Annotated in this window: 26 protein-coding genes; 15 read left to right on the forward strand and 11 right to left on the reverse strand. The window is 71.7% G+C overall.

Annotation, left to right across the window (positions count from 1 at the left end):
* Positions 1-26: 26 nt before the first annotated feature.
* From OG214_RS34145 to OG214_RS34160, 4 genes are all read left to right on the forward strand, one after another.
* Entirely contained in the window at positions 27-791 is a 765-nt protein-coding gene (locus tag OG214_RS34145) for an SDR family NAD(P)-dependent oxidoreductase (protein ID WP_363083978.1), read from the forward strand.
* Positions 770-1,855, forward strand: coding sequence for a low specificity L-threonine aldolase (locus OG214_RS34150; RefSeq protein ID WP_363083971.1), 1,086 nt, complete (start codon positions 770-772; stop codon positions 1,853-1,855). The genes OG214_RS34145 and OG214_RS34150 overlap by 22 nt, the downstream gene beginning before the upstream one ends.
* A 98-nt stretch (positions 1,856-1,953) precedes the next feature.
* On the forward strand, positions 1,954-2,553 hold the full coding sequence (locus OG214_RS34155) for a transglutaminase family protein (protein WP_405986912.1): 600 nt from the start codon (positions 1,954-1,956) through the stop codon (positions 2,551-2,553).
* 98 nt (positions 2,554-2,651) lie between these two features.
* Positions 2,652-3,344: a B3/4 domain-containing protein gene (locus tag OG214_RS34160; RefSeq protein WP_405986913.1), complete on the forward strand. Its 693-nt coding sequence runs from the start codon at positions 2,652-2,654 to the stop codon at positions 3,342-3,344.
* A gap of 134 nt (positions 3,345-3,478) precedes the next feature.
* On the opposite strand, the gene OG214_RS34165 is transcribed toward OG214_RS34160, so the two are convergent.
* Positions 3,479-4,207, reverse strand: a complete 729-nt coding sequence (locus tag OG214_RS34165; protein ID WP_363083974.1) for a lysophospholipid acyltransferase family protein — start codon at positions 4,205-4,207, stop codon at positions 3,479-3,481.
* Positions 4,208-4,349: 142 nt separating this feature from the next.
* Complete coding sequence (locus OG214_RS34170) at positions 4,350-4,766, reverse strand: DUF4395 domain-containing protein (protein WP_363083975.1); 417 nt, start codon at positions 4,764-4,766, stop codon at positions 4,350-4,352.
* A 195-nt stretch (positions 4,767-4,961) separates the two neighbouring features.
* Here OG214_RS34170 and OG214_RS34175 point away from each other — a divergent pair, with 195 nt between their 5' ends.
* The 5 genes from OG214_RS34175 to OG214_RS34195 all read left to right on the forward strand — a co-directional run bounded on the left by OG214_RS34175 (position 4,962) and on the right by OG214_RS34195 (position 9,837).
* On the forward strand, positions 4,962-5,375 hold the full coding sequence (locus tag OG214_RS34175) for a thioredoxin family protein (protein ID WP_363083976.1): 414 nt from the start codon (positions 4,962-4,964) through the stop codon (positions 5,373-5,375).
* 177 nt (positions 5,376-5,552) lie between these two features.
* Positions 5,553-6,059 carry a flavin reductase family protein gene (locus tag OG214_RS34180; protein WP_363083977.1) on the forward strand — a complete coding sequence of 169 codons (507 nt, stop codon included), beginning with the start codon at positions 5,553-5,555 and terminating at the stop codon, positions 6,057-6,059.
* A gap of 410 nt (positions 6,060-6,469) precedes the next feature.
* A complete protein-coding gene (locus OG214_RS34185) occupies positions 6,470-7,264 on the forward strand; it encodes an electron transfer flavoprotein subunit beta/FixA family protein (RefSeq protein ID WP_365906660.1) in 795 nt (264 codons plus the stop codon).
* A gap of 80 nt (positions 7,265-7,344) precedes the next feature.
* Positions 7,345-8,307: an electron transfer flavoprotein subunit alpha/FixB family protein gene (locus OG214_RS34190; protein WP_363086260.1), complete on the forward strand. Its 963-nt coding sequence runs from the start codon at positions 7,345-7,347 to the stop codon at positions 8,305-8,307.
* Positions 8,308-8,538: 231 nt separating this feature from the next.
* Positions 8,539-9,837 carry a DUF6986 family protein gene (locus tag OG214_RS34195; protein ID WP_363085576.1) on the forward strand — a complete coding sequence of 433 codons (1,299 nt, stop codon included), beginning with the start codon at positions 8,539-8,541 and terminating at the stop codon, positions 9,835-9,837.
* Positions 9,838-9,848: 11 nt separating this feature from the next.
* Here OG214_RS34195 and OG214_RS34200 read toward each other — a convergent pair whose 3' ends face one another.
* Positions 9,849-10,892 (reverse strand): LacI family DNA-binding transcriptional regulator, encoded by a 1,044-nt coding sequence (locus OG214_RS34200; RefSeq protein ID WP_363085573.1) that lies wholly within the window; start codon positions 10,890-10,892, stop codon positions 9,849-9,851.
* Between the two features lie 194 nt (positions 10,893-11,086).
* On the opposite strand from OG214_RS34200, the gene OG214_RS34205 reads away from it, so the two are divergent.
* Complete coding sequence (locus tag OG214_RS34205) at positions 11,087-12,046, forward strand: ROK family protein (protein WP_363085574.1); 960 nt, start codon at positions 11,087-11,089, stop codon at positions 12,044-12,046.
* Positions 12,047-12,368: 322 nt separating this feature from the next.
* Here the strand turns inward: OG214_RS34205 and OG214_RS34210 are convergent, their stop codons facing one another.
* From OG214_RS34210 to OG214_RS34220, 3 genes are all read right to left on the reverse strand, one after another.
* Positions 12,369-15,200 carry an AfsR/SARP family transcriptional regulator gene (locus OG214_RS34210; RefSeq protein ID WP_405986914.1) on the reverse strand — a complete coding sequence of 944 codons (2,832 nt, stop codon included), beginning with the start codon at positions 15,198-15,200 and terminating at the stop codon, positions 12,369-12,371.
* A gap of 239 nt (positions 15,201-15,439) precedes the next feature.
* Entirely contained in the window at positions 15,440-15,871 is a 432-nt protein-coding gene (locus OG214_RS34215; RefSeq protein WP_363086070.1) for a hypothetical protein, read from the reverse strand.
* Positions 15,872-15,962: 91 nt separating this feature from the next.
* Positions 15,963-16,127, reverse strand: a complete 165-nt coding sequence (locus OG214_RS34220; protein WP_363086072.1) for a hypothetical protein — start codon at positions 16,125-16,127, stop codon at positions 15,963-15,965.
* A gap of 238 nt (positions 16,128-16,365) precedes the next feature.
* Here OG214_RS34220 and OG214_RS34225 point away from each other — a divergent pair, with 238 nt between their 5' ends.
* The gene (locus OG214_RS34225; protein WP_382865961.1) at positions 16,366-17,403 is read left to right on the forward strand and encodes an NUDIX domain-containing protein; all 1,038 of its coding nucleotides are present in this window, start codon (positions 16,366-16,368) and stop codon (positions 17,401-17,403) included.
* A 208-nt stretch (positions 17,404-17,611) separates the two neighbouring features.
* On the opposite strand, the gene OG214_RS34230 is transcribed toward OG214_RS34225, so the two are convergent.
* Both OG214_RS34230 and OG214_RS34235 read right to left on the reverse strand, forming a co-directional pair.
* Positions 17,612-18,328 (reverse strand): MBL fold metallo-hydrolase, encoded by a 717-nt coding sequence (locus tag OG214_RS34230; RefSeq protein ID WP_363085013.1) that lies wholly within the window; start codon positions 18,326-18,328, stop codon positions 17,612-17,614.
* Between the two features lie 83 nt (positions 18,329-18,411).
* Positions 18,412-19,776, reverse strand: coding sequence for a dipeptidase (locus OG214_RS34235; RefSeq protein ID WP_363085009.1), 1,365 nt, complete (start codon positions 19,774-19,776; stop codon positions 18,412-18,414).
* Positions 19,777-19,925: 149 nt separating this feature from the next.
* On the opposite strand from OG214_RS34235, the gene OG214_RS34240 reads away from it, so the two are divergent.
* The gene (locus tag OG214_RS34240; RefSeq protein ID WP_363085010.1) at positions 19,926-21,215 is read left to right on the forward strand and encodes a geranylgeranyl reductase family protein; all 1,290 of its coding nucleotides are present in this window, start codon (positions 19,926-19,928) and stop codon (positions 21,213-21,215) included.
* A 160-nt stretch (positions 21,216-21,375) separates the two neighbouring features.
* Here the strand turns inward: OG214_RS34240 and OG214_RS34245 are convergent, their stop codons facing one another.
* On the reverse strand, positions 21,376-21,825 hold the full coding sequence (locus OG214_RS34245; RefSeq protein WP_405986915.1) for a nitroreductase family deazaflavin-dependent oxidoreductase: 450 nt from the start codon (positions 21,823-21,825) through the stop codon (positions 21,376-21,378).
* Positions 21,826-21,953: 128 nt separating this feature from the next.
* Between OG214_RS34245 and OG214_RS34250 the strand changes: the two genes are divergently transcribed.
* The 3 genes from OG214_RS34250 (at position 21,954) to OG214_RS34260 (ending at position 25,220) form a co-directional block, all read left to right on the forward strand.
* Positions 21,954-22,811 carry a TetR/AcrR family transcriptional regulator gene (locus tag OG214_RS34250; RefSeq protein ID WP_405986916.1) on the forward strand — a complete coding sequence of 286 codons (858 nt, stop codon included), beginning with the start codon at positions 21,954-21,956 and terminating at the stop codon, positions 22,809-22,811.
* A 482-nt stretch (positions 22,812-23,293) separates the two neighbouring features.
* Positions 23,294-24,478, forward strand: a complete 1,185-nt coding sequence (locus OG214_RS34255) for a histidine kinase (protein WP_405987687.1) — start codon at positions 23,294-23,296, stop codon at positions 24,476-24,478.
* Positions 24,479-24,554: 76 nt separating this feature from the next.
* Positions 24,555-25,220 (forward strand): response regulator, encoded by a 666-nt coding sequence (locus OG214_RS34260; protein WP_405987688.1) that lies wholly within the window; start codon positions 24,555-24,557, stop codon positions 25,218-25,220.
* Here the strand turns inward: OG214_RS34260 and OG214_RS34265 are convergent.
* Entirely contained in the window at positions 25,181-25,333 is a 153-nt protein-coding gene (locus OG214_RS34265; RefSeq protein WP_405986917.1) for a DUF6332 family protein, read from the reverse strand. The genes OG214_RS34260 and OG214_RS34265 overlap by 40 nt on opposite strands.
* A 59-nt stretch (positions 25,334-25,392) precedes the next feature.
* Positions 25,393-25,740 carry an SCO4225 family membrane protein gene (locus OG214_RS34270; protein WP_365906491.1) on the reverse strand — a complete coding sequence of 116 codons (348 nt, stop codon included), beginning with the start codon at positions 25,738-25,740 and terminating at the stop codon, positions 25,393-25,395.
* Positions 25,741-25,901: the final 161 nt, after the last annotated feature.

Here is a 25,901-nt window from a genome sequence, read left to right on the forward strand (position 1 = left end):
CCCCTCGGCCGCGGGAGGCGACGGGCATGGACGGGAACGGCGGTACGGGCGGCGGCGCGCTGGAGGGCGCGGTCGTCGCGGTCGCGGGAGCGGCGGGTCCGGCGGGGCGTGCCGCCCTGCTGCGGCTGGCCGAGGCGGGTGCCGTCGTCGTGGCCGCCGACGCGGACCCGGCACGGCTGGCGGAAGCCGTCGACGCCGCCCGCTACGCGCACGGCGGAGCCACGGTCACCGGTGACACGGTCGATCTGCTCGACCTCGACGCCACCCGGGCCTGGGCGGACAAGACCGAGAAGGAGTTCGGCCGGGTCGACGGACTGGTCCATCTCGTGGGCGGCTGGCGCGGCAGCGCCTCCTTCCCCGAGACCGACCTCGCCGACTGGGAGGTGCTGGAGAAGCTGCTGATCCGTACGGTCCAGCACACCTCACTCGCCTTCCACGACGGTCTGCTGCGCGGCGACCGCGGCCGGTTCCTGCTGATCAGCGCCGCGGGCGCGAGCAGGCCCACCGCGGGCAACGCCGCCTACGCCGCGGCCAAGGCCGCCGCCGAGGCCTGGACGCTGGCGCTCGCCGACGCCTTCCGCAAGGCGGGGGGCGAGGAGGGACCGCGCGCGGCGGCTGCCATTCTGGTGATCAAGGCGCTGGTGCACGACGCGCTGCGCGCCGAGCGCCCGAACGCCAAATTCGCGGGCTTCACGGACGTCACGGTACTGGCCGAGGCCATCGCCGCGGTCTGGGAGCGGCCCGCCAGGGAAGTGAATGGAAAGCGCCTGTGGCTGACTCCCGAGCCGTGAGCCGTACGACGGACGCGCGCCGGCACCACGATCCAGGGGTGCGCGGCTTCGCCAGTGACAACTACGCGGGAGGCCACCCCGAGATCCTCGCCGCGCTCGCCGTCGCCAACGGAGGCCATCAGGTCTCCTACGGCGACGACGACTACACCGATCATCTCCAGCGGATCATGCACAGCCACTTCGGGCAGACCGCGGAGGCCTTTCCGGTCTTCAACGGCACCGGCGCCAATGTCGTCGCGCTCCAGGCGCTCACCGACCGCTGGGGCGCGGTGATCTGCGCCGAGTCGGCGCACATCAACGTCGACGAGTGCGGTGCGCCCGAACGGGTCGGCGGCCTCAAGCTGCTGACCGTACCCACGCCGGACGGCAAGCTCACACCCGAGCTGATCGACCGGCAGGCATGGGGCTGGGAGGACGAGCACCGGGCCATGCCCCAGGTCGTGTCGATCACCCAGAACACCGAACTGGGCACGGTCTACACCCCCGACGAGATCCGGGCCATCTGCGCGCACGCGCACGAGCGGGGTATGAAGGTGCATCTCGACGGCGCGCGCATAGCCAACGCGGCGGCCTCCCTGGACGTACCGATGCGCGCCTTCACCAATGCCGTCGGCGTGGACGTCCTCTCGTACGGCGGGACGAAGAACGGCATGCTCTTCGGTGAGGCCGTGGTCGTCCTGAACCCGGACGCCGTACGGGCGATGAAGCATCTGCGCAAGCTGTCGATGCAGCTCGCGTCCAAGATGCGGTTCGTATCGGTGCAGTTGGAGGCGCTGCTCGCGGGCGATCTGTGGCTCCGCAACGCCCGGCACAGCAATGCGATGGCCCAGCGGCTCGCGGAGGGTGTGCGCGCGGTGGACGGCGTGGAGATCCTCCATCCCGTCCAGGCCAACGCGGTCTTCGCCCGGCTGCCGCACGAGGTGAGCGTGCGGCTCCAGCGCCGCTTCCGGTTCTACTTCTGGGACGAGAGGGCCGGGGACGTCCGCTGGATGTGCGCCTTCGACACGACCGAGGAGGACGTCGACGCGTTCGTGCAGGCGCTGAAGGAGGAGATGGCCGCGTGACGGGGGCCTCGCGTGACGGCGGCCTCCAGATTGCATGAGTATGTGGTCGACCGGAAAATCATTGGATCCGGTCGACCGCTCCGTCTAAGGTCGCCGTTATGCGCCTCATCCAGCGGAATCCCGAACTCTCCGCCTACCTGGCCGCCGACGAGACCATCGATCATGAGCACGAGCTGATACGGGAGACCGCGGCCCGCCTCCGTTCCGCGAATACGGACGCATATTCATACGCCAAGGCGGCCTACGAATTCGTCCGCGACACCATCCCGCACTCGTACGACGTGGACGATCCGCGCGTCACCTGGCGTGCTTCGGACGTCCTCGGGCAGCGCACCGGTATCTGCTACGCCAAGGCGCACGCCCTGACCGCGCTGCTGCGGGCGGAGTCCATCCCGGCCGCCCTCTGCTACCAGCGGCTCGCCGCCGACGACGGGACGGATCCCGTGCTGCACGGTCTGGTCGCGGTCAGGCTGCCGGGGCGGGAGCGCTGGGCCCGGCAGGATCCGCGCGGCAACAAGCCCGGAATCGACGCCCAGTTCTCCGTGGAACGCGAGCGCCTGGCCTGGACCGTACGACCCGAGTGCAATGAGATGGACTATCCGGTACTCTACGATGCACCGCATCCGGTCGTTCTGAGCGCGCTGCGAGCCGCCCCTGACCGGTCGCATCTCTGGCGGACGCTTCCCACCGCGCTGTGACGACGACTCCGAGCGGTCCACTCCCGGCCGTCCACTCCGGGACAACCACTCCGACGCACACCCCGACCGCCACTCCGGACCCTGAGGCACCACGGATCATGACCCTGACGCTCACCGTGTCGGACGAGGTACGCACCCTCGCGCCCGGCTTCACCCATCTCGCCGTCGAGGCCCATGGCCTGGTGAACGGCCCCAGCACCGAAGGAAGTTCGGCACTGCTGGACGACGCGGCCCGGCGGCTCGCCGACCGGCTGGGGGGACGTGCCCCGCACGAGGACCCGCATCTGGCCGCCTGGCGCGAGACGTACACCGCCTTCGGGGCGAAGCCGTCCCGCACCCGCAACTCCGCGGAGGCCCTGGCCAAGCGTGCCCTGTCCGACTCCGGGCTGCCGCGGATCAATCTGCTCGTCGATCTCTACAACGCCGTGAGCGTCGCCCGTCTCATCCCCGTGGGCGGCGAGGACACCGACCGTATCGCCGGTGGTATGCGGCTCGTACGGGCCACGGGCGACGAGCCGTTCGCGACGGTCGCGGGCGGCGAACCGGCGGTGGAGCACCCCGAGCCCGGCGAGGTCGTCTGGTGCGACGACGAAGGCGTCACCTGTCGCCGCTGGAACTGGCGCCAGGGCGTCCGCACCCGGCTCACCGAGGACTCGGTGAACGCGGTCTTCCTGCTGGAGCGCCTCGCGCCCATGACCCTCGGGGAACTCGACGCGGCCGGCGCGGAACTCGCCGAGTCACTGGAGAAACTGAGCCCCGGCGCACGCGTCACGGTCCACCCGGCGGTCTGACGGGCCGGCCAGCCGAGCGGCCGACCCGGCCGGGCGTGACGGACGCGCGGCCCGTCCGTCGTACGGCTTCCGCCGCGCCTGGCGCGGCGGTTGCGTTCCGTATCGTCGGCAGTGACGTTTCGGCCGGGGCCCGCTCAGCTCGTTTCCAGCTCGCGGGCCTCGGCCGGGGTCGGTGCCGTACCGCCCAGATGCGTCGGCACCCACCAGGTGTCGTTCGCGTCCCTGGGGCGCACGGGATACGCGCGCTGCGCCGCCTCCAGCAGTTCCTGCACCCGCTCGCGCAGCCGCCGGGTGATCGCGCCCGCGTACTGGTCCGCCGCGGCCTCCACCTGCTCGCCGATCCGGATCGTCACCGGGATGTGGCTGCGCCTGAAGTTGCGCGGACGGCCCTTGGTCCACAGCCGCTGGGTGCCCCACAGCGCCATCGGGATCAGCGGTACGCCGGCCTCCTGCGCCAGCCGTGCCGCACCCGACTTGAAGCTCTTCAGCGTGAAGGACTGCGAGATGGTCGCCTCGGGGAAGACCCCGACGATCTCACCCGAGCGCAGTGAGTCCAGCGCGTGGGAGTACGCCTGCTCGCCCTGCTTGCGGTCGACCGGGATGTGCTTCATCCCGCGCATCAGGGGCCCCGAGACCTTGTGCCGGAAGACCGACTCCTTGGCCATGAAGCGCACCAGACGCTTCTGGGGCAGAGCGGCCAGTCCGGTGAAGATGAAGTCCAGATAGCTGATGTGGTTACTGACGAGCACGGCGCCGCCGGTGCGCGGGATGTGCTCCGAACCCTGCGTGTCGATCTTCAGGTCCAGCGCCTTGAACATCGTGCGGGCGGCGCCGATGACCGGTCGATAGACGAGCTCTGCCATCTGGTGGGGACCCTTCTGTTCCGGGGAGGGGTCTCCCGGCGGAAGTTACGCAGCCGTAGGTTTTCGGCATTGCGCCGATGGTGCCCCATACACGGCCCCGTGGCCAGTCCTGGTCTGCGCGCGGGGCGAGATTCTCGTCACGTCAGCGCAGCCCGGGGCCGACCCGCCGTACCAGCAGATACATCTCGCACCCCAGGCAGTAGCCGAACGCCGCGTTGAGGAAGGCGGCGGCGAGCGCGCAGCCGGTGGCCGCCAGCCCGAGCCAGAGCGGCCCCCAGAGATAACCGGCCAGTCCCACCAGGGAGAAGAGCAGTCCGACCGCCTGGGCGAACCGCGGCGGCTCGGGTGACTCGAACTCCACGGGCGGTCCGATCCGCGGCCGTACGGCCGTACGGAACAGCCAGCCGTACGGTGAACGCCCTACGCCGCCCACCGCGCCCACCGCGAAGCACAGTGTCTGCCAGGCGAGCAGCGCGCCACTGCCGGTGATCAGGACCACGGCGAGCACGAGGGTGGTGACGGCCGCTCCGAAACGCGGCCCTCTGATGTCGATGTCCATGGCGTCAGCATCTCCCGCCGTGGCCGCCGTGGGACCGCGGAATATTTTGCGGTTGTGTGAACGCTGCACCCATGGACGCCGGTGCGGCCCGGTGCCATGCCGGCCTGATGTCTTGCCGGTGTGCGTCATGCCGGTGTGCCGGGAGTGTGCTGACGGGCGACGTTCGGGACGGACAGGACGGACAGGACGGACGGTGTGATGGGACTGGTGGTGTGCGTGGCGGTGCTCGCCGTGGCGGGCGCCTTCGGGCTGCTGCGCCGTCGTGTCGACGGGAGACTGAGGATGCGGGTGAAGGACGGCGAGAAGCGGCTCGGCGCGGCCGAGTTGGGCGCCGAACTGGGGGCGCGGGCCACGCTCGTGCAGTTCTCCAGCGCGTTCTGCCAGCCCTGCCGGGCGACCAGACGAACCCTCAGCGAGGTGGCGGGGATGGTCGACGGGGTCTCCCATGTCGAACTCGACGCCGAGGAGCGGCTGGAGCTCGTACGGGAACTGGGCATCCTCAAGACCCCCACGGTGCTCGTCCTCGACGCCGCGGGCCGCATCGTGAAGAGAGCGGCCGGACAGCCCCGCAAGGCCGATGTGATCGCCGCGCTGGGTGAGGCGGTGTGACCTACGCACTTGACTGCGCCTGCCACGCATCGTCACCCTGACGAGGTGCCCCAGGAACTCCTTCTCCACGGGCGGGTCCATGTCGACCTGGCCCGCAACGCGAGTGCGCGCTGTCCGGGCTGCTGAGCAGCCACGGACCCCGTACGTATCTCCCGCAGCCCGCAGAAGGACAATTCGATGACGGTGACCCCCGGTCTCGGCACTCCTCAGCTCGCCTCTCCCGAACTGCTCCGCTCCGTGTTCCGCCGGCACGCGGCGGGCGTCGCGGTGATCACGGCCCAGAGCGACCACCCGGTCGGATTCACCGCGACCTCGCTCAACTCCGCCGCCGCGGAGCCCCCGCTGGTCTCCTTCGGGGTGGGCACCTCGTCGTCGAGCTGGCCGGTCCTCGCCGAGGCCACCCATGTCGGCGTCCATATCCTCGGTGAGCATCAGCGCGAGCTGGCCGCCACCTTCGCGCGCAGCGGCGCGGACCGCTTCGCGCCGCCCACGGCCTGGCGTACCGGACCCGAGGGCGTTCCGGTGCTCGACGGCGTCCTGGCGTGGCTGGTCTGCCGTGTGGTCGCGCGCGTTCCCGCCGGGGACCACCGTCTGGTGATCGCGCAGGTGGTCGTCGGCGATCCCGCGGGGTCGGGCCGGCCGCTCCTCTACCATCAGGGCCGCTTCAACGCGCTGCGCGACTAGGGCCTGTCCGGTCGATCTTCGTGGATCAGCCCGGGGCGTCTGGCGCGGTGCATCGCAAGGCGGAGGATCGCCCGTGTACTGGATGTACTCGGGTGACTCCGACAACGCGGCGAGGTGCCGTGCCAGGCGTTCCGGGCCCACGAAGATCGACCGGACAGGACCTAGGGCCGCTCGTTTGGATCTTGCTGGGCTCATCACGGTTCCGCACCGCTTCCGCCGCGGTCGTCATCCTGTCCGGGGGTTGGCAAGCTCACAGTTACAAGCGCTTGCTCAGGGGGAATCCTCCGACTGTACTGGCGAGTAATATTGTCTCCGGTGCGCCGGTCCCCCGACCGGAAACCGCCCCATAAGGCGCCTATGCTGCGTGCAACAAGGCAGCCCAGAAATGACGATGCAGTAGGAGAGCCGGCGTGAGCTTGAGGATCGTTGTCTGTGTGAAGTACGTGCCCGACGCCACCGGTGACCGGCATTTCGCCGATGACCTGACCGTCGACCGTGACGATGTGGACGGCCTGCTGTCGGAGCTGGACGAGTACGCGGTCGAGCAGGCACTGCGGATCGCGGACGACTACGACGGTGACGGCGACGCGGAGATCACCGTCCTGACCGTCGGTCCCGAGGACGCCAGGGACGCGCTGCGCAAGGCGCTCTCGATGGGGGCCGACAAGGCTGTCCATGTCGAGGACGATGATCTGCACGGTACCGATGTCGTCGGCACGTCGCTGGTGCTGGCGAAGGCCGTCGAGAAGACCGGCTACGACCTGGTGATCTGCGGTATGGCCTCCACGGACGGGACGATGGGCGTACTGCCCGCGGTCCTCGCCGAGCGGCTGGGCGTCCCGCAGGTCACGCTGCTCTCCGAGGTCTCCGTCGAGGACGGCACGGTGAAGGGCCGCCGTGACGGCGACACCGCGAGCGAGCTGCTGGAGGCGTCCCTGCCGGCGGTCGTCTCGGTCACCGACCAGTCGGGCGAGGCGCGTTACCCGTCCTTCAAGGGCATCATGGCCGCCAAGAAGAAGCCGGTGGAGTCCTGGGATCTGGAGGACCTGGAGATCGACGCCGACGAGGTCGGTCTCGCGGGTGCCTGGACCGCGGTCGATTCGGCGGCGGCGCGTCCGGCCCGTACGGCGGGCACGATCGTCAAGGACGAGGGCGAGGGCGGCAAGCAGCTCGCCGAGTTCCTCGCGAGCCAGAAGTTCATCTGAGGCTCGCGCAGAGCCCCGCACCTCACGTTCGTTCCCCGTGCCCGCAGGCACGTTCCCCGTACTCGCAGGAGAGCAATCCCATGGCTGAAGTTCTCGTCTATGTCGACCACGTGGACGGTGCCGTCCGCAAGCCCACCCTCGAACTGCTGACCCTGGCCCGCCGCATCGGCGAGCCGGTCGCCGTGGCGCTGGGCGCGGGCGCCGGGGACACCGTGTCCGTGCTCGCCGAGCACGGTGCGGTCAAGGTCCTCACGCACGACGCCGCCGAGTACACCGACTACCTGGTCGTGCCGAAGGTGGACGCGCTCCAGGCCGCCTACGACGCGGTGTCCCCGGCCGCGGTCCTCCTCCCGTCCTCCGCCGAGGCCAAGGAGATCGCCGCCCGTCTGGCGGTCCGTATCGGTTCCGGTCTCATCACCGACGCCGTCGACCTGGAGGCGGGTGAGCAGGGTCCGGTGGCCACGCAGTCGGTGTTCGCCGCCGCGTTCAGCACCAAGTCCCGTGTCTCCAAGGGCGTTCCGGTCATCACCGTGAAGCCCAACTCGGCTCCGGTCGAGGCCGCTCCGGCCGCGGGCACCGCCGAGGCGCTCTCCGTGACCTTCGGCGCGGGCTCCACCGGTACGAAGGTCGTCTCCCGCACCCCGCGTGAGTCGACGGGCCGTCCGGAGCTGACCGAGGCCGCGATCGTCGTCTCCGGTGGCCGTGGTGTCAACGGCGCGGAGAACTTCGCGATCATCGAGGCGCTCGCCGACTCCCTCGGCGCTGCCGTGGGCGCCTCGCGCGCCGCCGTCGACGCCGGCTGGTACCCGCACTCCAACCAGGTCGGCCAGACCGGCAAGAGCGTTTCCCCGCAGCTCTACATCGCCTCCGGGATCTCCGGTGCGATCCAGCACCGCGCCGGTATGCAGACGTCCAAGACGATCGTGGCCGTCAACAAGGACGCCGAGGCGCCGATCTTCGACCTGGTCGACTACGGCGTGGTCGGTGACCTCTTCGAGGTCGTCCCGCAGCTCACCGAAGAGGTCAAGAACCGCAAGGGCTGACGCGAGGACCGACGCGAGGGCTGCGTCATGACGGTGTGGTGTGCACGGTCCCGGGGCCGCGCGGTGATCTTCACCGCGCGGCCCCGGGCCGTCCATTGACGGGGCTCGAACCCGCCGACTACCTTCGTTCAACGGATTGTTGATTCCGCAGAACGGAACGCGGGACACGGAAAGCGGAAAAGGGAAAGCGACAGGCGCCAGGCGATAGAACGGAAGGGCGTGGGCATGGGCATGGGGCGGCAGGAGAAGGTGGCCACGAGTCTCGCGGGCGCGGTCGGCGTGGACATCGGCCGCTCCCTCGCGGGGGTCGACGCGGAACTGGCCCGTCGCTACCCGGGCGACCCGGGCACCCGTCAGCCCGTCCACACCGTCTACGTACCCGCGGACGTCTTCGACGCCGGCACCATCCGGTCCTGGGGCGACCAGGCGCTCGCCGCCCTCGACGAACACGCCCCGGACGCGGGCTCGCTGGCCCGTGCGCTCGGTCTCCCCGACGCGCTGGCGGAGCCGGTGTACGAGCGCGTACGGGCCAAGCTGGAGCGCGAGCCCGTCGAGGACCTGCGGATCGACTTCGAGGACGGCTACGGCCCGCGCCCGGACGCCGAGGAGGACGAGGCGGCGGCGCGGGCCGCCCGGCTGGTCCACGAGGCGTACGGGAACGGCACCGCCGCGCCGTACATGGGTATCCGGATGAAGTGCCTGGAGGCCGCCGTACGGGACCGGGCCATCCGGACCCTCGACATCTTCCTCACCGGGCTGACGGAGGCGGGCGCTCTCCCCGGTGGACTGGTGCTGACGCTGCCGAAGGTCACCTACGCGGAGCAGGTCACCGCGATGGTGCGGCTGGCCGAGGAGTTCGAGAAGGCGCGCGGACTGGAGCCCGGCCGGCTCGGCTTCGAGATCCAGATCGAGACCAGCCAGTCCATTCTCGGGGCGGACGGCACCGCCACCGTGGCCCGCATGATCGACGCGGCGGGCGGACGCGCCACCGCGCTGCACTACGGCACCTTCGACTACAGCGCCTGCGTCGGGGTCAGCGCCGCCTACCAGTCGAGCGACCATCCGGCCGCCGACCACGCCAAGGCCGTCATGCAGGTCGCCGCCGCGGGAACGGGCGTACGGGTCTGCGACGGCTCCACCAATGTCCTCCCGGTCGGCCCGACCGCCCAGGTCCACGAGGCGTGGCGGCTGCACTACGGCCTCACCCGGCGCGCTCTCGCCCGCGCCTACTACCAGGGCTGGGACATGCATCCGGGACATCTGCCGACCCGGTACGCCGCGGTCTACGCGTTCTACCGCGAGGGGCTGGAGCCGGCCGCCGCCAGGCTGGCCGCCTATGCCGCCAGGGCGGGCGGAGACGTACTGGACGAGCCCGCCACCGCGAAGGCGCTCAGCGGCTATCTGCTGCGCGGACTGGACTGCGGCGCGCTCGACACCGGCGAGGTGTCCCGGCTCACCGGTCTGACCCGGGCCGGCCTGGAGGAATTCGCGATCCCCCGCAAGGCGGCCCTGACGGTCGCCGCGCCGTAGCGGACCGAGCCTCAGCCGTCCGACGGCGGGGGTATCTCCCCTGATCCACGGGCGATCAGCCGGGTCGGCACCACCACCCGCGACGGGGCGTCGGCCGCGCCGTCGAGGCGGCTGAAGAGGCGCTCCGCGGCCGTACGCCCCAGGGTCGCCGCGTCCTGTGCGATGACCGTGACACCGGGGTTCAGCAGATCGGCGAGTTCGATGTCGTCGAAGCCGACGAAGGCGACCGGACGGTGGTGGGCGGCCAGCACCCGTACCGCCGTCACCGTCACACGGTTGTTGCCCGCGAAGATCGCCGTGACCGGCTCCGGGCCCGCGAGCATCGCGATCACGGCGTCACGGACCCGTTCCGGCGCGGTCGTGCCGAGCGAGACCCAGTCGTCATGGATCGCCAGGCCCGCGTCGGCCATCGCGGTCCGGTATCCGCGCAGCCGCTCGATGGCCGTATGGATCCTGGGCTGGTCGCCGATGAAACCGATCCTGCGGTGGCCGCCGGCGATGAGATGCGCCGCGCCGGAGCGGGCGCCGCCGAAGCTGTCGGAGAGCACCGTGTCCGCGTCGATACGGCCGGCCGGCCGGTCCACGAAGACGGTCGCCACCCCGGCCTTGATCTCGGGCTCCAGATAGCGGTGGTCGTGCCCGGCGGGGATCACGATCAGTCCGTCCACCCGGCGCGCGCAGAGCGCCAGCACCAGTTCCTGCTCGCGTTCCGGGTCCTCGGCGCTCGATCCGTTGATGAGCAGCGCGCCATGGGCGCGGGCGACCTCTTCCACGGCGCGGTTCAGAGGGCCGTAGAACGGGTCCGCGAGATCCTCAAGGACCAGACCGATACTGGCGGTACGGCCCTTGCGCAGCACCCGCGCGGAGTCGTTGCGGCGGAATCCCAGCGCCTCGATGGCCTCCTGTACCCGGCGCTCGGTGTCCGGGGTGACACCCGGTTCCGCGTTGACCACGCGCGAGACCGTCTTGAGCCCGACCCCGGCCCGTGCGGCCACGTCCTTCATCGTGGGCCGGTTACCGTATCGGGGCTCGGGGCGGCGGGCGGTGTCTGCCACAGTGCGCTGTCCTGTCGTCGTTTCTTCGGTGATTCCGTCGGGCGGTTCGCCGGAGGATTGCCATCCTCGGCCGTGGCGACGAGCATAGGCCCTGGACAACGTTGTCAGGTGAATGGAGACTGTTCACCGAAGCCGCAGGTCCGTACATCCCCCCATACACGCGGGGATGACTTATCCCCGGGAGATCCGACCCGATGCATACCGACTCCGTTGTCTCACTCGACATCGGCGGAACCAAGATCGCCGGCGCGCTGGTGGACGGCGGCGGCAGGATTCTCGTACGGGCGCAGCGGCCGACACCCGCGCGGGAGGACGGCGAGACGGTGATGCGGGCCGTCGAGGAGGTCCTCGCCGAGGTCCTGGCCTCCCCGCTCCGGGCGTCGGCCACGGCCGTCGGTATCGGCAGCGCCGGTCCCGTGGACGCCTCCGCCGGTACGGTCAACCCCGTCAATGTCGTGGGCCTGCACGGCTTTCCGCTGGTCGAGCGGGTGGGACTGGCCACCGGCGGGCTGCCGGTGACACTGGTCGGCGACGGGGTCGCCATGACGGCGGCCGAGCACTGGCAGGGCGCGGCACGCGGCTATGACAACGCGCTGTGCATGGTGGTCTCCACCGGGGTCGGCGGCGGGCTCGTACTGAACGGCAAGGTCCACGCGGGTCCGACCGGCAACTCCGGGCACATCGGGCACATCAGCGTGGACCTGGACGGCGATCGCTGCCCGTGCGGCTCGCGCGGCTGTGTGGAGCGCATCGCCAGCGGGCCGAACATCGCCCGCAGGGCGCTGGAGGGCGGCTGGGAGCCGGGTCCGGACGGGGACACCTCCGCCGCCGCGGTGGCCGCCGCCGCGCGGGCGGGCCATCCGGTCGCCATCGCGTCCTTCGACCGTGCGGCGCAGGCCCTGGCCGCGGGGATCGCCGCGACGGCCACACTGGTGGAGATCCGTATCGCCGTCATCGGCGGTGGTGTCGCGAACGCGGGCGAGGTGCTCTTCGCGCCGCTGCGCCGCTCGCTCCAGGACTACGCGACGCTCTCCTTCGTCCAGCAGATCAAGATCGCCCCCGCGCTGACGGGCACGGACGCCGGCCTGGTGGGCGCGGCGGCGGCGGCGACGCTGGCACGGCAGGACGAGGCCACGCCGACGACGGTCGCCTGACCCGGGGAGGGCCGGGGGTCCGGCCTGAGTCCGGGGCTTACCGGCGCCCCGGGACCGGGGCCCGCTCCGAGGCGGAGAACCGCCGGGTCCTTGCCCCCGTCCCGAGCGCGGCGCGCGTTCCCGGCGGTGCCCGTACCGGACCAGGACCTGCGGGAGCGGGGTCCCGTACAGCTCGGGGCGCGGGGCGGGCGCGGCTCGTGTCCGGGCCGTGGCCCGCGTCGGGACCTGGACCCGCCTGGGATCGGGGGTTCCGTCAAGGCCGGAGGCGCCGGGGCGGGCGGACTTCCGGCCCCGGCTCCGGGCGGCCCCGGCTCCGGGTGGCTCAGGCGGTGGAGGTGTCCAGGTCCCGGAGCATCGCTCGGACCCGGTCGAGTTCGGTCTCGGGATGGCCGATGCCGATGAGGACCGTGAGGGCCTGCTGCCAGGAGTCCCGCGCGGCGGACGGCGCGCCGGTCGCCTGGTGGGTCTCGCCCAGATGGATCAGGGTCTCCGCCTCGTTGAAGCGATGGCCCAGCGCCCGGTTGAGCCGAAGACTGCGCCGGTAGCACTCCTTGGCGTTGCCGTAGTCGCCGATCCGCTGGTAGGCGTAGCCCAGGGTGTCCCAGGTGCCCGCCTGACCGCGTTCGTCGTCGAGTTCCCGCTGCAGTGCCAGGGCCTCCCCGCAGTCGATGACGGCCTGTTGGTAGTCGCCGTGCTGGATACGGTCCCAGCCGAGCGCGTTCAGCGCCCGCGCCCGCCCCGACCGGTGGCCGCTCGACGTGAAGAGGTCGAGGGCCGCCAGATCGTGCTCGAACGCCGCCTGCTCGTCCCCCTCCAGCCCGCACAGCCAGCTCAGGGTGAGATGCGCGTGCGCCCTGCCCGTGTCGTCACCGAGATCCGTCGACAGGGTGAGCGCCAGCTCAAGTTCGTCCCGGGCCTCATCGGTGCGGGCGGTCTGGGCGAGGGCCCAGGCCAGTCCGCGGTGGCACTCCGCCTGCGCCGAGCGGTCGTCCAGCCGTACCGCCGCGGCCAGCGCCGCGCGCTGCCCGCTCTCCACCTCGTGCCAGTGCCCGAGCCGCGACTGGAAGGTGAGCGTGGCCCACGCCAGCTGCCACACACGTGTGTCGAGACCGAGACGCGCGGCGTGTTCGACGGCCGCGGTCAGCACCGGGTGCTCGCGGGTGAACCACTCCATCGCCTCGTCGTGGCCGGCGAACCGCTCCGGCGTCAGCCCCGCCGCGGGCGGCGGCAGCGTGAGCGGGTCCCGGTGCGGGAGGAGCAGCCTGTCGGCCGCGTGCGCGGTGTGGATGTAGTGGTCGAACAGACGGTCGAGCGCGGTGGTGCGCTCGGCCTCCGTGTCGAAGGTCCCGGCGAGTTCGGTGGCGTAGGCGCGCAGCAGATCGTGGCAGGTGTAGCGGTTGGGCGTGTGTTCCTGGACGAGATGCGCGGCGTGCAGGGTACGCAGATGGGCGCGGAGGCGTGAGAGCGGAAGCCCGGTGAGACCGGCGGCGGCCGGCAGCCCGATATCGGCGCCCGGTGCCAGACTCAGCAGCCGGAACACCCGGGCCGTGGGCGCGTCGAGAGCCTCGTACGAGGACGCGAAGACCGCCCGGAGGTCGGTCGCCGTCTCACCCGCGTCCAAGGCGTCGAGCCGGGTCGCGGCCTCGTGCAGCTCCGAGGCCAGCGCCGCGAGCGGCAGCGCGGGATTCATCGTGGCGCGCGCGGCCAGGATGCTGATGGCCAGCGGCAGCCCCGCGCAGTGCTCCAGCAGCGTGGCGGCGGCGTCGGGCTCGGCGGCGATCCTGGCGGCGCCGAGGTGGCGTGTCAGCAGTTCGAGCGCCTCCGCCTCGGTGAGGACGTCCAGTGTGACGGGCGTGCCGCCGTGCGCGGCGGTCAGTCCGGTGAGCTGGTGGCGGCTGGTGACCAGGACCGTACAGGTGGGGCTGCCTGGCAGCAGCGGCAGCACCTGGCTGGTGGAGCGGGCGTTGTCGAGCAGGATGAGCAGACGTTTGCCCGCAGTCAGGCTCCGGTAGAGCGCTGCCTGCGCGTCCGGGGCCGCCGGGATCGTGCCCTGGGGCGCTCCGAGGGCCTCCAGGAAGGCGCGTAGCGCCACCGTCGCCGGCAGAGGGGCGCCGGACGGCGAGAAGCCGCGCAGATCGGCGTAGAGCTGTCCGTCGGGGAAGCACTCCTGGCGGCTGTGGGCCCAGCTCAGGGCGAGCCATGTCTTGCCGATACCGCCGGTGCCGCCGATCGTCGAGATCACCACGGTGCCGCTGTGCTCGGCCCGCGGCTCCAGCAGCCTTCCCAGCCGGGCGAGTTCGCGGCTGCGTCCGGTGAACATCGGCGGCGGGGCGGGCAGTTGGCGTGGTACGGGAGCGGGCGGCGCCGCCGGCTCCACGGAGGAGCGGAGCACGGGCGCGGACTTGTCGAGCGCCGGATCGGCCGTCAGTATCCGCTGGCGCAGCTCGCGCAGCGGCGGCCCGGGGTCGGTGCCCAGCTCCGTGGCGAGCCGTTCCCGGGTCTCCTCGTAGCGGGCGAGGGCGTCGGCGGGCCGGCCGTCGCGGTACAGGGCCAGCATGAGCTGGCCGACCAGCCGTTCGTCCAGCGGGTGCGCCTCGATGCGGGTCGCCAGCTCGGCGGGCAGCCCGGTGTGCCGGCCGGACCGTAACCGGATGTCGACCAGGTCCAGTTCGGCGGCGTGTCTCTCCCGGCGCAGGGCCTCGCGCAGGGAGTTGAACCACGGGCTGTCCTGCTCGGTGGGGACATCCCCCCGCCACAGCGCGAGCGCCTTCTCGAACAGCGCCTCGGCATCGGTGTCGTCGACCGTACGCGCGCGTTCGACGAGTTCGCGGAAACGGTGCAGATCGACGGCGGACGTGTCGACGGTCAGTACATAGCCGCCGGAGCGCCGCTCGATGTCCGCGTCGCCCGCGGCGGGGGAAAGGGCCTGGCGCAGCCGGGAGATATAGCTGTAGAGCGACGCCTGCGCCCGCTGCGGAGGACGCTCGCCCCATACCCGGTCGATCAGCCGGTCGACCGATACGACCCTGTTCGCGTCGACCATCAGTGCCGCCAGCACACAGCGCTGCCGGGCATGCCCCAGCGCCACCGGCCGGCCGTCGAGCCGTGCCTCGACACATCCCAGCAAACCGAACTCCACCGGCAATCCGATCACCCCCCTGGCCCGGACCCTAACGCGTCGAAAGTCCGGGCCGACCTGCCGATTCCAGGTTTTCTCAAGGTTGGCCCAAAGTCGGCCAAGCAAAGTAATCCCTGACGCCGGAGCCGTTGGGGAGGGCGGCGGGGGAGGGTGCCGGCAACGGCACGGCCGCGACTCGGCTCCGGGGCCGGACCACGAACGGGGGGCGTGGTCCGGCCGGCGTTCCGAGCCCGTGAAGACCGACCGGACAGGATCTAGCGGGTCGTCTGGCACGCCACGCGTCGGCTGCCGCGGAACTTCACGCACAGTTCCACGTTGCTGCCCGTGTGCGCCGTGGGCCAGCCATGGGTCAGCGCCTTGCCCGAGCGGGTGGCCATCGCCGTGTCGAGGTGCTGTCCGTCGCGGAACAGCGACACGGGTCGGGCGGTGACATGCTCCGGCGGATTGGTCCAGATGCCGGTGACCGCGTTCCGTCCGCCCTCGCCGTCCAGCCGGATACAGATCTGCGGCCCGGAGAAGTGGTGGGTGCAGGCGCTGCTGTCGGCCGCCGCGGGGGGCGCGGTCAGTGAGACCGCGATGCCCGCCAGCGCGAGGGCCAGGGCGGACCGCCGTCCGCGCGGGCGGCGCCCCGGGCCCGTGAGCGCGGCGGGGACGGCCGGAGCGGCCGGTGTTCTGGATATACGCATAAAGGATGTCTCCGGGTCGTACGGCGCTCGGGTGCGGGACCGGGTCGGGTGCGTACCGGGGCGCGGACGGCGCCCCCACACACTCCTACGCCTACGACGCGGACTCGGTCGCCTGCTGCGGCACGATCACGAGGAAGACGTCCGAGTCGAGGTCCATCACGACCTCCGCCGGCGTCCCCTCGTCCCTCCGCGCCCGCGCGAACTCCTCCGCGGGCCAGCTGCCGCGCGGTCCTCCCGCGGGAAATTTCTCCAGCACCGTCCGACACATTGGATGCCCCCTTGTCACATCGAGTTCCAACGATGTTCCTCGGGGTTGTGTTACGGCCCAGCACGGACATCGCTTCGTACAGTGGACGTTCCCGGCCTCGGTACGACATCGAACCGGCCACAGCTCGGCAACAGCGCCTCATGTGAGCCCATGGCCCGATCGGGCGGGGGTTTCCGGGGCAGGGTGTTGCGGGCAGTCCACTGGAGGCTACGGAAGAGGGGGAACCGTGATCGTCTGGATCAACGGTGCGTTCGGAGCGGGCAAGACCAGTACCGCACGCGAACTGATCGACCTGATCCCGAACTGCACGCTGTACGACCCCGAGCTGATCGGCGGGGAAGTGGAGCAGCTTCTGCCGCAGAAGAGGCTCGCCGAGGTCGGCGACTATCAGGACCTGCCGATCTGGCGGCGTCTGGTGGTCGACACCGCAGCGGCCCTGCTGGCCGAGGTGGGAGGGGCGCTCGTCGTACCCATGACCCTGCTGCGGCAGGAGTACCGGGACGAGATCTTCGGCGGGCTCGCCTCCCGCCGTATCCCGGTCCGTCATGTGTTGCTTGCTACAGATGAAACGATCCTGCGAGGACGGATAGCGGCTCGTCGGGTGGCGGAGGACGATCCCGAGGTGAACGAGCGCACCCGGCGGTGGTGCTACGAGCACATCGAGCCCTACCGCGCCGCGCTCGGCTGGCTGACCGGCGACGCCCATGTGATCGACAACACCGGACTCACGGCCCGGGAGACGGCCGTCTCCCTCGCGGCGGCGGTGGAGACCGGCGAGGCGGGCGTCAGCGAGATCGTCCAGACGCCCGAGCCGACCGCCGAGACCCTCGCCGCCGGGGTGCTGCTCTTCGACGAGCAGGACCGGGTGCTGCTCGTGGATCCCACGTACAAACCCGGCTGGGAGTTCCCCGGCGGGGTGGTGGAGGCGGGCGAGGCGCCCGCGCGGGCCGGGATACGGGAGGTCGCCGAGGAGATAGGCATAGAGCTGACCGAGGTGCCCCGGCTGCTGGTGGTCGACTGGGAACCACCGCGCCCGCCGGGATACGGCGGGCTGCGGCTGATCTTCGACGGCGGGAGGCTGCCCGCGCGGCTGGCCGGCACACTGCTGCTGCCCGGACGCGAGCTGAGGGGCTGGCGCTTCGTCGGTGAGGAGGAGGCGGCGGGGCTGCTGCCGCCGGCGCGGTACGAGCGGCTGCGCTGGGCGCTGCGCGCGCGGGAGCGCGGGACGGTACTCAACCTGGAGGACGGTGTCCCGGTCGGCTGACCCCGGCCGGGACTCCGTCCTGCGAATTGAGGCACGGCCCGCCGCGCGCTCCGGCACCGTCCGCTCCGGCACCGGCACCGCGCGCTCCGGCCCCGCGCACTCCGGCGCCGTCCGCTCCGGCGCCGTCCGGTGCGGTGCAGTCCGTTGCGGTCCGATCCAAGAGGACCGGATCGAGGAAGACCGGCCGGGCAGCCTCGGCGGGGCCCGGTCAGACACCGCCCCGGCCGAGGTCGCCGAAGCCCGGGGTGGGGTCGCCGTGGCCGTAGCAGACCGTGGACGGGGCCAGCGCCACCAGCCGGCGCATCGACTCCTGGGCGCGCTCCCGGTCCACATTGAGGACACCCAGCATGATCCCGCCCACGGAGGCGATCGTGTCGCCCACGAACAGCACTCCGTGGCGCGGCAGATGGACGGCGATCGAGCCGTCGGTGTGCCCGGGAGCGTGCACCACCCGGGCCCCGCCGCCGAAGTCCAGCTCGTCGCCGTCCTCCAGCTCGCGGTCGACCCGGGTGGGCGGTGCCACCGGCACCGTCAGCCCGCGCTCGTACAGCGGGATCTCCCAGTCCAGCGGCACCGGGTCGGGCACCGGCACGTCCCCGCGTACCACCGGGGCGTCGAGCCGGTGCGCGAGCACCTCGGCGCCGTACCGTTCGGCCAGCTCCCCGGCGGCGCCCACATGGTCGCGGTGGCAGTGGGTGAGGACGATACGGCGCAGCGCCCCCGGGTCCGCCCCCAGGCTTCTGATCGCCCGCTCGATGTCCGCCGCGGCATCGCTGTATCCCGCGTCGACGAGGGTGAGTTCCTCGCCGTCATGGCCGTCGCCCCCGCCGTCGCCCCGGCCGTCGCCGTCGTCGCGCCAGAGATAGGCCTGGCCGATCGGGAAGCGGAGCATATGCAGCCGGGGGTGAATCTCCACGAGGTCGATGAGGTCCATACGGCGAACGTACGCAGCCGTGTCCGTCCGCCGTAAGGATCTACGCTTTCGGCGATCTCCGCTCTCCGCTGAACTCAACCCCGCTTGGAGCCCGCGTAGTTGAGCAGGAAGTGCGCCTCGGCCACCGAGAGCCGCTCCAACTCCTCAGGAGAGACACTCTCGTTCACCGCGTGGATCTGCGCCTCCGGCTCGCTCAGCCCGATCAGCAGGATCTCCGCCTTCGGATACAGCGCGGCCAGGGTGTTGCAGAGCGGAATGGAACCGCCCTGACCGGCCGTCTGCATGTCCTGTCCCGGGTACGCGATCCGCATCGCGTCCGCCATCGCCGTGTACGCCGGGCTCGACGTGTCCGCGCGGAACGGCTCACCCTGGCCGACGTGTTCCGTCGACACCCGCGCCCCCCACGGCGTGTGCTTCTCGATGTGCGCGGTCAGCAGCTTCGTCGCCTCGGCCGCGTCCTGGCCCGGCGGTACGCGCAGACTGACCGTCGCCCGCGCGCTCGCCTGGATGGACGGCGTGGCACCGACCACCGGCGGGCAGTCGATGCCCAGCACGGTGACGGCGGGACGTGCCCAGATCCGGTCGCTGACCGAGCCGTGGCCGATCAGACCGACCCCGTCGAGCACCTTGGCGTCCGCGCGGAAGTCGGCCTCCTCGTAGACGAGTCCGTCCCAGTCGGCGTCCGCGGCCAGACCGTCCACCGTCGTGGAACCGTCCTCGGCCCGCAGCGAGTCCAGCACCCTGATCAGGGCGGCGAGCGCGTCGGGAGCGGCTCCGCCGAACGACCCCGAGTGCAGATTGCCTTCGAGCGTGTCGATCCGTACGCGCAGCATCGTCATCCCGCGCAGGGTGGCCGTGACCGTGGGCAGCCCCAGCCGGAAGTTCCCGGTGTCGCCGATGACGATCGTGTCGGCGGCGAGCAGCTCCGGGTGCGCCTCCGCGTACCGTTCGAGACCGCCGGTGCCCTGTTCCTCCGAACCCTCGACGATCACCTTGACGGTCACCGGGACGCCGCCGTTGGCCTTGAGGGCGCGCAGCGCGAGCAGATGCATCAGGAAGCCGCCCTTGCAGTCGGCCGCGCCGCGCCCGAACCAGCGGCCGTCACGTTCGGTCAGCTCGAAGGGGGGCGTCAGCCAGTCCGACTCGTCGAGCGGCGGCTGTACGTCGTAGTGCGCGTAGAGCAGCACCGTCGGGGCGTTCTCGGGGCCGGGCAGCAGACCGTAGACGGACTGTGTACCGTCCGGGGTGTCGAGGACGGAGACATCCTGGAACCCTTCGGCGCGCAGCGCGTCGGCCACCCACACCGCGGCGGCCTCGCACTCGCTCCTGGGGAACACCGCTGGATCCGCCACCGAACGGAAGGCCACCAGTTCCGCGAGCTCGGTACGGGCACGGGGCAGCAGGGACGCCACGGTCTCGGCGATCGGATTGGCGGTCATGGGCACGCTCCTGGTGGGTGCGTCGTTGTCACAGTAGGGGTACGTCGAAGGGTTCAGCAGATCCTCCCACAGCGGGCTTGCCGGGCCAGCGCCGTAGGATGCCGTTCGACAACAGGGGCCACCGGTCGGATCAGGAGCAGAAGCACATCGTGAGCAGCGAGAACGCAGACGCCGGAAGCGAGCACGACGAGCCGGTATGGGATGTCGTCGTGGTCGGCGCAGGGCCGGCGGGAGCCTCCGCGGCATACGCGGCGGCGGTCGCGGGCCGTCAGGTGCTGCTGGTTGAGAAAGCCGAGTTGCCCCGCTACAAGACCTGCGGGGGCGGGATCATCGGGCCCTCGCGCGACGCGCTGCCGCCGGGCTTCGAGCTGCCGCTCAGGGACCGCGTCCACGCGGTGACGTTCTCGCTGAACGGAAAGCTGGCCCGCACCCGCCGTTCCAAGCGGATGCTCTTCGGACTGCTCAACCGCCCGGAGTTCGACGCGAGTCTGGTGGAGCACGCCCAGAAGGCCGGTGCGGTGCTCCGTACGGGTGTGACGGTCTCCCGGGTCGAGCAGCACGGCCCCGCCGTGCCCGACCGCCGTACGGTCGCCGTCGTCCTCGCCGACGGTGAGACGGTGCTGGCGCGTGCCGTGGTCGGGGCCGACGGCAGTGCGAGCCGGATAGGCGCGCACGTCGGGGTCAAGCTCGACCAGGTGGATCTGGGTCTGGAGGCGGAGATCCCGGTGCCGCCGACGGTCGCGGAGGACTGGGCGGGACGGGTGCTCATCGACTGGGGCCCGCTGCCCGGGAGTTACGGGTGGGTGTTCCCCAAGGGGGACACACTCACGGTCGGGGTGATCTCGGCGCGGGGCGAGGGCGCCGCGACCAAGCGCTATCTGGAGGACTTCATCGCCCGTCTCGGGCTGGCCGGGTTCGAGCCGTCCATCTCGTCCGGGCATCTCACCCGCTGCCGCAGCGACGACTCCCCGCTCTCGCGCGGCCGGGTGCTGGTGTGCGGGGACGCGGCGGGGCTGCTGGAGCCCTGGACCAGGGAGGGGATCTCCTTCGCCCTGCGGTCCGGGCGGCTGGCGGGGGAGTGGGCGGTACGGATCTCCGAGGCGCACGACGCCGTGGACGCGCGCCGTCAGGCGCTGAACTACGCGTTCGCGATCAAGGCCGGCCTCGGTGTGGAGATGGGCGTCGGCCGGCGGATGCTCGCGATCTTCGAGCGCCGGCCGGGGCTGCTGCACGCGGCGATCACCGGTCTGCGCCCGGCCTGGAACGCGTTCGCGGACATCGCCCGGGGCTCGACCTCGCTGGCCGGTCTCGTACGGAACCATCCGCTGGCCCGGCGCGCGCTGGATGTGCTGGACCGCAGGCAGGCGGCGTCGGCCGCGATGACCGAGGAGAGCGCGCCGGAGACCGTCGCCGCGTCGGAGGCGGGCGCGAAGGAGTGAGCCGCCGGTGAGCCGCCGACCGCGGCCCGAGTCTGCCTTTCGCGCGCCCGTCCGCCGCAGGTCCGTTTGCCGCGCGCCCCTTGGTCGCGTGTCCCTTGGTCACGCGTCCCGTCGTCGCATGTCCCTTCCTCTCACGCCCGTTCGTCCCGCCTCTTTCTGATCAGGAGTCCGTCCTGATCAGAAAGACGGGGTGGTCGGGCGCCGCCGCGAGGATCTCCGCGTCCGAGGACTTCGCGGTCACCCCCTGGAAGTACTGGTTGACCTCCCAGCCCCAGCGCTCCAGATAGGTGCGCAGCACCGCGAGCTTCTCGCCGTCGGGGATCTCGGTGGCGGTGAACGTCCGGATCCTGCGGCCCACCCGAAGCTCACCGCCGCCCGCGGCACGCATGTTCCGTACCCACTGCGAGTGGCCACGGGCCGAGATCAAGTACTGGCTGCCCCCATAGGTGTGCGGGTTGACGGGGATGCGCTGCATCTGGCCGCTCTTGCGGCCCCGCACGGACAGCTCCGCCGTGCCCAGCACGCTCACCCCGTGCCGGGCGAGCCGCCCGACCAGGCTGTTCAACCTGACACCGAACGCGCCGGCCTTGAGGTAGTACGGCTCCGACATGGTGACTCCCCTGAGATTGTGAGAGCGGTGCTCTCGCTTGAGAGCAGTGTGCACTGAACGGGTGCTCCTGAGCAAGAGCGGTGCTCTCGATTTAGGGCGATGCTCCGGAACATGGCACACTGCTCTCCATGACGACGATCCGTGGAGCCAGGGAACGAGCCCGTAGCGAAGTCACGGCGGCCATCAAGGACGAGGCGCGCAGACAGCTCGCGGCCGAGGGCGCGGCGAGGCTCTCACTCCGTGCCGTCGCCCGCGAGCTGGGCATGGTGTCGTCCGCGCTCTACCGCTACTTCCCGAGCCGGGACGAGCTGCTGACGGCACTGATCATCGACGCCTACGACGCGGTCGGCTCGGCCGCCGAACAGGCCCTCGCCACCGGGGACTTCGCCGCCCCCGCCGATCCCGCGTCCTCTGATTCCGCCGAGCCCGCCGAGCCCGCCGATTCCGCCGCTCCCGCCGAATCCGTCGAGTCGGCCGCCGGTCCCCACGAGCCGGTCGATCATGTCGGCCGCTGGACCGCCGTCTGCGCGGCGGTACGGGCCTGGGCCCTCGCCCATCCGCACGAATACGCGCTGATCTACGGCTCTCCCGTACCCGGCTACTCGGCGCCCCAGCTCACCGTCGCGCCCGCGTCCCGCGTCGCACTCACGCTGATCTCCGTGGCCCAGGACGCCCACCGCGCGGGCGGGATCACACTTCCCGCGCTCTCCGACGAACTGCGCCCGGAGGCGGAACGGCTGACCGCGCGATTCGATTTCGGTCTGCCGCCGGAGGTGGTGGCGGCGCTGGTGGCGTCCTGGGCGGAGCTCTTCGGTCTGCTCTCGTTCGAGGTCTTCGGCCAGTTCAACGATCTCGTCGAGGCCCGTGACGAGCTCTTCGCGCAGGGCACGCGACGCCTGGCGCACAACGTCGGACTGCCCGAGGCCGGAGCGCGGGCCACCGGTCGGGCCGCCGGTACCGTTCCCGGCGGCGTCGCCGGGTCCTGAGCTCGTCCGATGTCCGTGGTGTCCGCCGTGGACCGGGCGTACCGCGGACCGGGCCGTACTCCTCAGGGAGTATGTGTGATCGCCACGCACGGCTGACGCCCGGACCTCCGGGCCGGTCTAGCGTGACCGGTATGGAAGAGCAGCCCACCCGCCGAGACCGGGCCGGCGGCGGTCCCGCCGGCCGCCGCGGCGGTCCGCCCTGGCCGCAGGGCGGACGCTCCTGGTCGCGGGGGTCGTGGGGCGGTCCGCCGTTCCGGCTGCCCCGGGGACGCGACGGCGGACCGGGCGGTGGACCCGGTGCCGGACTGGGCCGTGTCGGACTGGGCCGTGTCGGACTGGGCCGTGCCGGACTGGGCCGTGTCGGACCGGGCCGTGTCGGACCGGGCTGTGCCGGACCGGGCGGTGGGTCCGGCCGGTGGTCCGGGCAGGGCGTCGGTGGCCGTTCCGGCGGCGGTCCCGGCCGACGGTCCGTCGAGCCCGCCCTGTGGTCCGGCGGCGGCCCCGGCCTCCGGTCCGGCGCCGGGCGGCCGGGCCGTCGGCCGCCCTGGCCCTCGACCCTGTTCCTGGCCGTCCTCGTCCTCGTCGGAACCGCCTTCGCCGCGGCCGACCAGCACGGCGAGCGTCTCCCCCTCGACATCTACGCGCGGCTGCTGCTGCTCGCGGGACCCGCCCTGCTGCTCTTCCGCCGCCGCCACCCGGTCGTCTCCGTCTTCGGCGTCTCGGCGAGCACCCTGGTCTACTTCGCCGCCGGCTATCCGTACGGACCGGTCTTCATCACCGTCGGCGTGGCCTGCTTCGCCGCGATCGTCGAGGGCCACCGGCGGGCGGCGTGGTGGGCCGTCGGACTGCTCTGGGCCGGCCATACGCTCATCGTGCACTGGCTCTACCGGTGGCTGCCCCCGCAGCACGACCGCGCGGCGCCCTGGGGACAGGAACTCGTCATCGCCGCCTTCGTGTTCGCCCTCTGCGCGGCCTCCGACGTCATCCGGGTCCGCAGGGAGCAGTGGGCCAGGGAGGGCGCCGAGCGGCAGGCGGCCGAGAAGCGCAGACAGAACGAGGAGCGGCTGCTGATCGCCCGTGAGCTGCATGACGTGCTCGCCCACTCCATCTCCGTCATCAATGTCCAGGCGGGCGTGGGACTCGCCCTGCTCGACTCCGACCCGGAACAGGCCCGTACGGCGCTCACCACCATCAAGGCGGCGAGCAAGGAGGCGCTGGGCGAGGTACGGCAGGTCCTCGACACGCTCAGAACCCCCGGCGACGCCCCGCGCGCGCCCGCCCCCGGCCTCGACCGGCTGCCCGAACTCGTAGAACAGGCCGCGGGCGCCGGACTCACCGTCGAGGTCCTGCGCGACGGACGCCCGGTCGCACTGCCGCCCGGTGTCGATCTGGCCGCCTTCCGGATCGTCCAGGAGGCGCTGACCAATGTGGTGCGCCACTCGGTGTCCCGTACGGCACAGGTCCGGGTCGGCCACGCGCCCGGACTGCTCGAACTCGGTGTCGACGACGCGGGCCCCGCGGCCGGCGGGGACGCCGGTGGCACGGGCAACGGGCTGGTCGGAATGCGTGAGCGAGCCGCCGCGCTCGGTGGCACTATCGAGGCCGGACCGCACCCCGGCGGAGGGTTCCGCGTCCGGGCGACGATTCCCCTGAGGACCGATGAGTGACCGTTTCCCCCGAGGACCGAGGAGGGACCGAGGAGTGACCGTTGAGGATCGAGCCGGGAGAGGAGTGAGCGTGAGCGTGATCCGTGTACTGCTCGCCGACGACCAGTCGCTGGTACGGGCGGGGTTCCGCGCACTGCTCGACGCCCAGCCGGACATCGAGGTCGTCGGAGAGGCCGCCGACGGGGAGGAGGCGCTGCGCGGGGTACGCGAACTCCGACCCGACGTGGTGCTGATGGACATCCGGATGCCACTGCTGGACGGGTTGGCGGCCACCCGCGGGATCACCGGGGCCGGCGGGCTCGACCAGGTGAAGGTGGTCATGCTCACCACCTTCGAGCTCGACGAGTACGTCTTCGAGGCGATCCGCTCCGGCGCCTCCGGCTTTCTGGTCAAGGACACCGAGCCGGATGAACTGCTGCGCGCGGTACGGGCGGTGGTGGCGGGTGACGCGCTGCTCTCGCCGGGGGTGACGCGCAGGCTCATCGCGGAGTTCGCGTCCCGCTCCAAGGTCCCGACGGATGTCGCGGGGCTGGCCGAACTGACCGAGCGTGAGCGGGAGGTGATGGCGCTGGTCGGTATCGGTCTCTCCAACGAGGAGATCGCCCGACGGCTGGTCGTCAGCCCGCTCACGGCCAAGACGCATGTCAGCAGGACGATGGTGAAGCTGGGCGCCCGCGACCGGGCCCAACTGGTCGTTCTCGCCTATGAGTCGGGGCTGGTACGACCGGGGTGGCTCGGCTGAGCCTCCGGGGCGGTCCCCGGCCCGGACGGGCCGGTCTCACCGTCCGTGCCCGCCCGTCGGGGGAAACGCCAGAGGACCTGGACGACCCGCCCCACGAAGGCGAGAGCCGCCACGACCGCGCCGGTACGCCGGAGGAACTCCGGGACGGCGGACGCGTCGCGTATGCCAGGTGTCAGGCCTCGCGCGGGTGCGAGGGCCGCCGCGGGTCGCGCAGCAGCCGTACGAAACCACCCAGCGCCGCCGCCTGGATCAGCACCGAGAGCACCAGCGCGGGATAGACGAACGCGGCGGAGTCGGCGAACGTACCGCCGACCAGCTCACCGCCCATGAAGAAGACGAAGACGGTCGGCGCCGCGAGGAAGAACAGCCACACTCCCGCGAACGACGCGTCCTGGTGCTGTACGAAGAGGGTGTCGACCGCGACGAAGACGGTCGTCGCCGCGACCAGACCGAGATAGACCTGGGACACGCGGTTCCCGAAGGTCAGCCGCGCGAGTGTGGTCAGCAGTCCAGAAGCCATGATCTTCTCCCTGAGGTGTGATGGTTCCAGGGTGCGCCGGATGGAACGGCTGTGCCTGAGTACGCCTACTCACCTGCTCGCTCCCTCCGCTCGGGCGCCCGGTCCGCTCACCCGCGCATGCCGGTGCCCGTGCCGGCGTCCGCTCCTTCACGCCTGCTCGT

The sequence above is a fragment of the Streptomyces sp. NBC_00872 genome, from assembly GCF_045161915.1.
Lineage (GTDB): Bacteria > Actinomycetota > Actinomycetes > Streptomycetales > Streptomycetaceae > Streptomyces.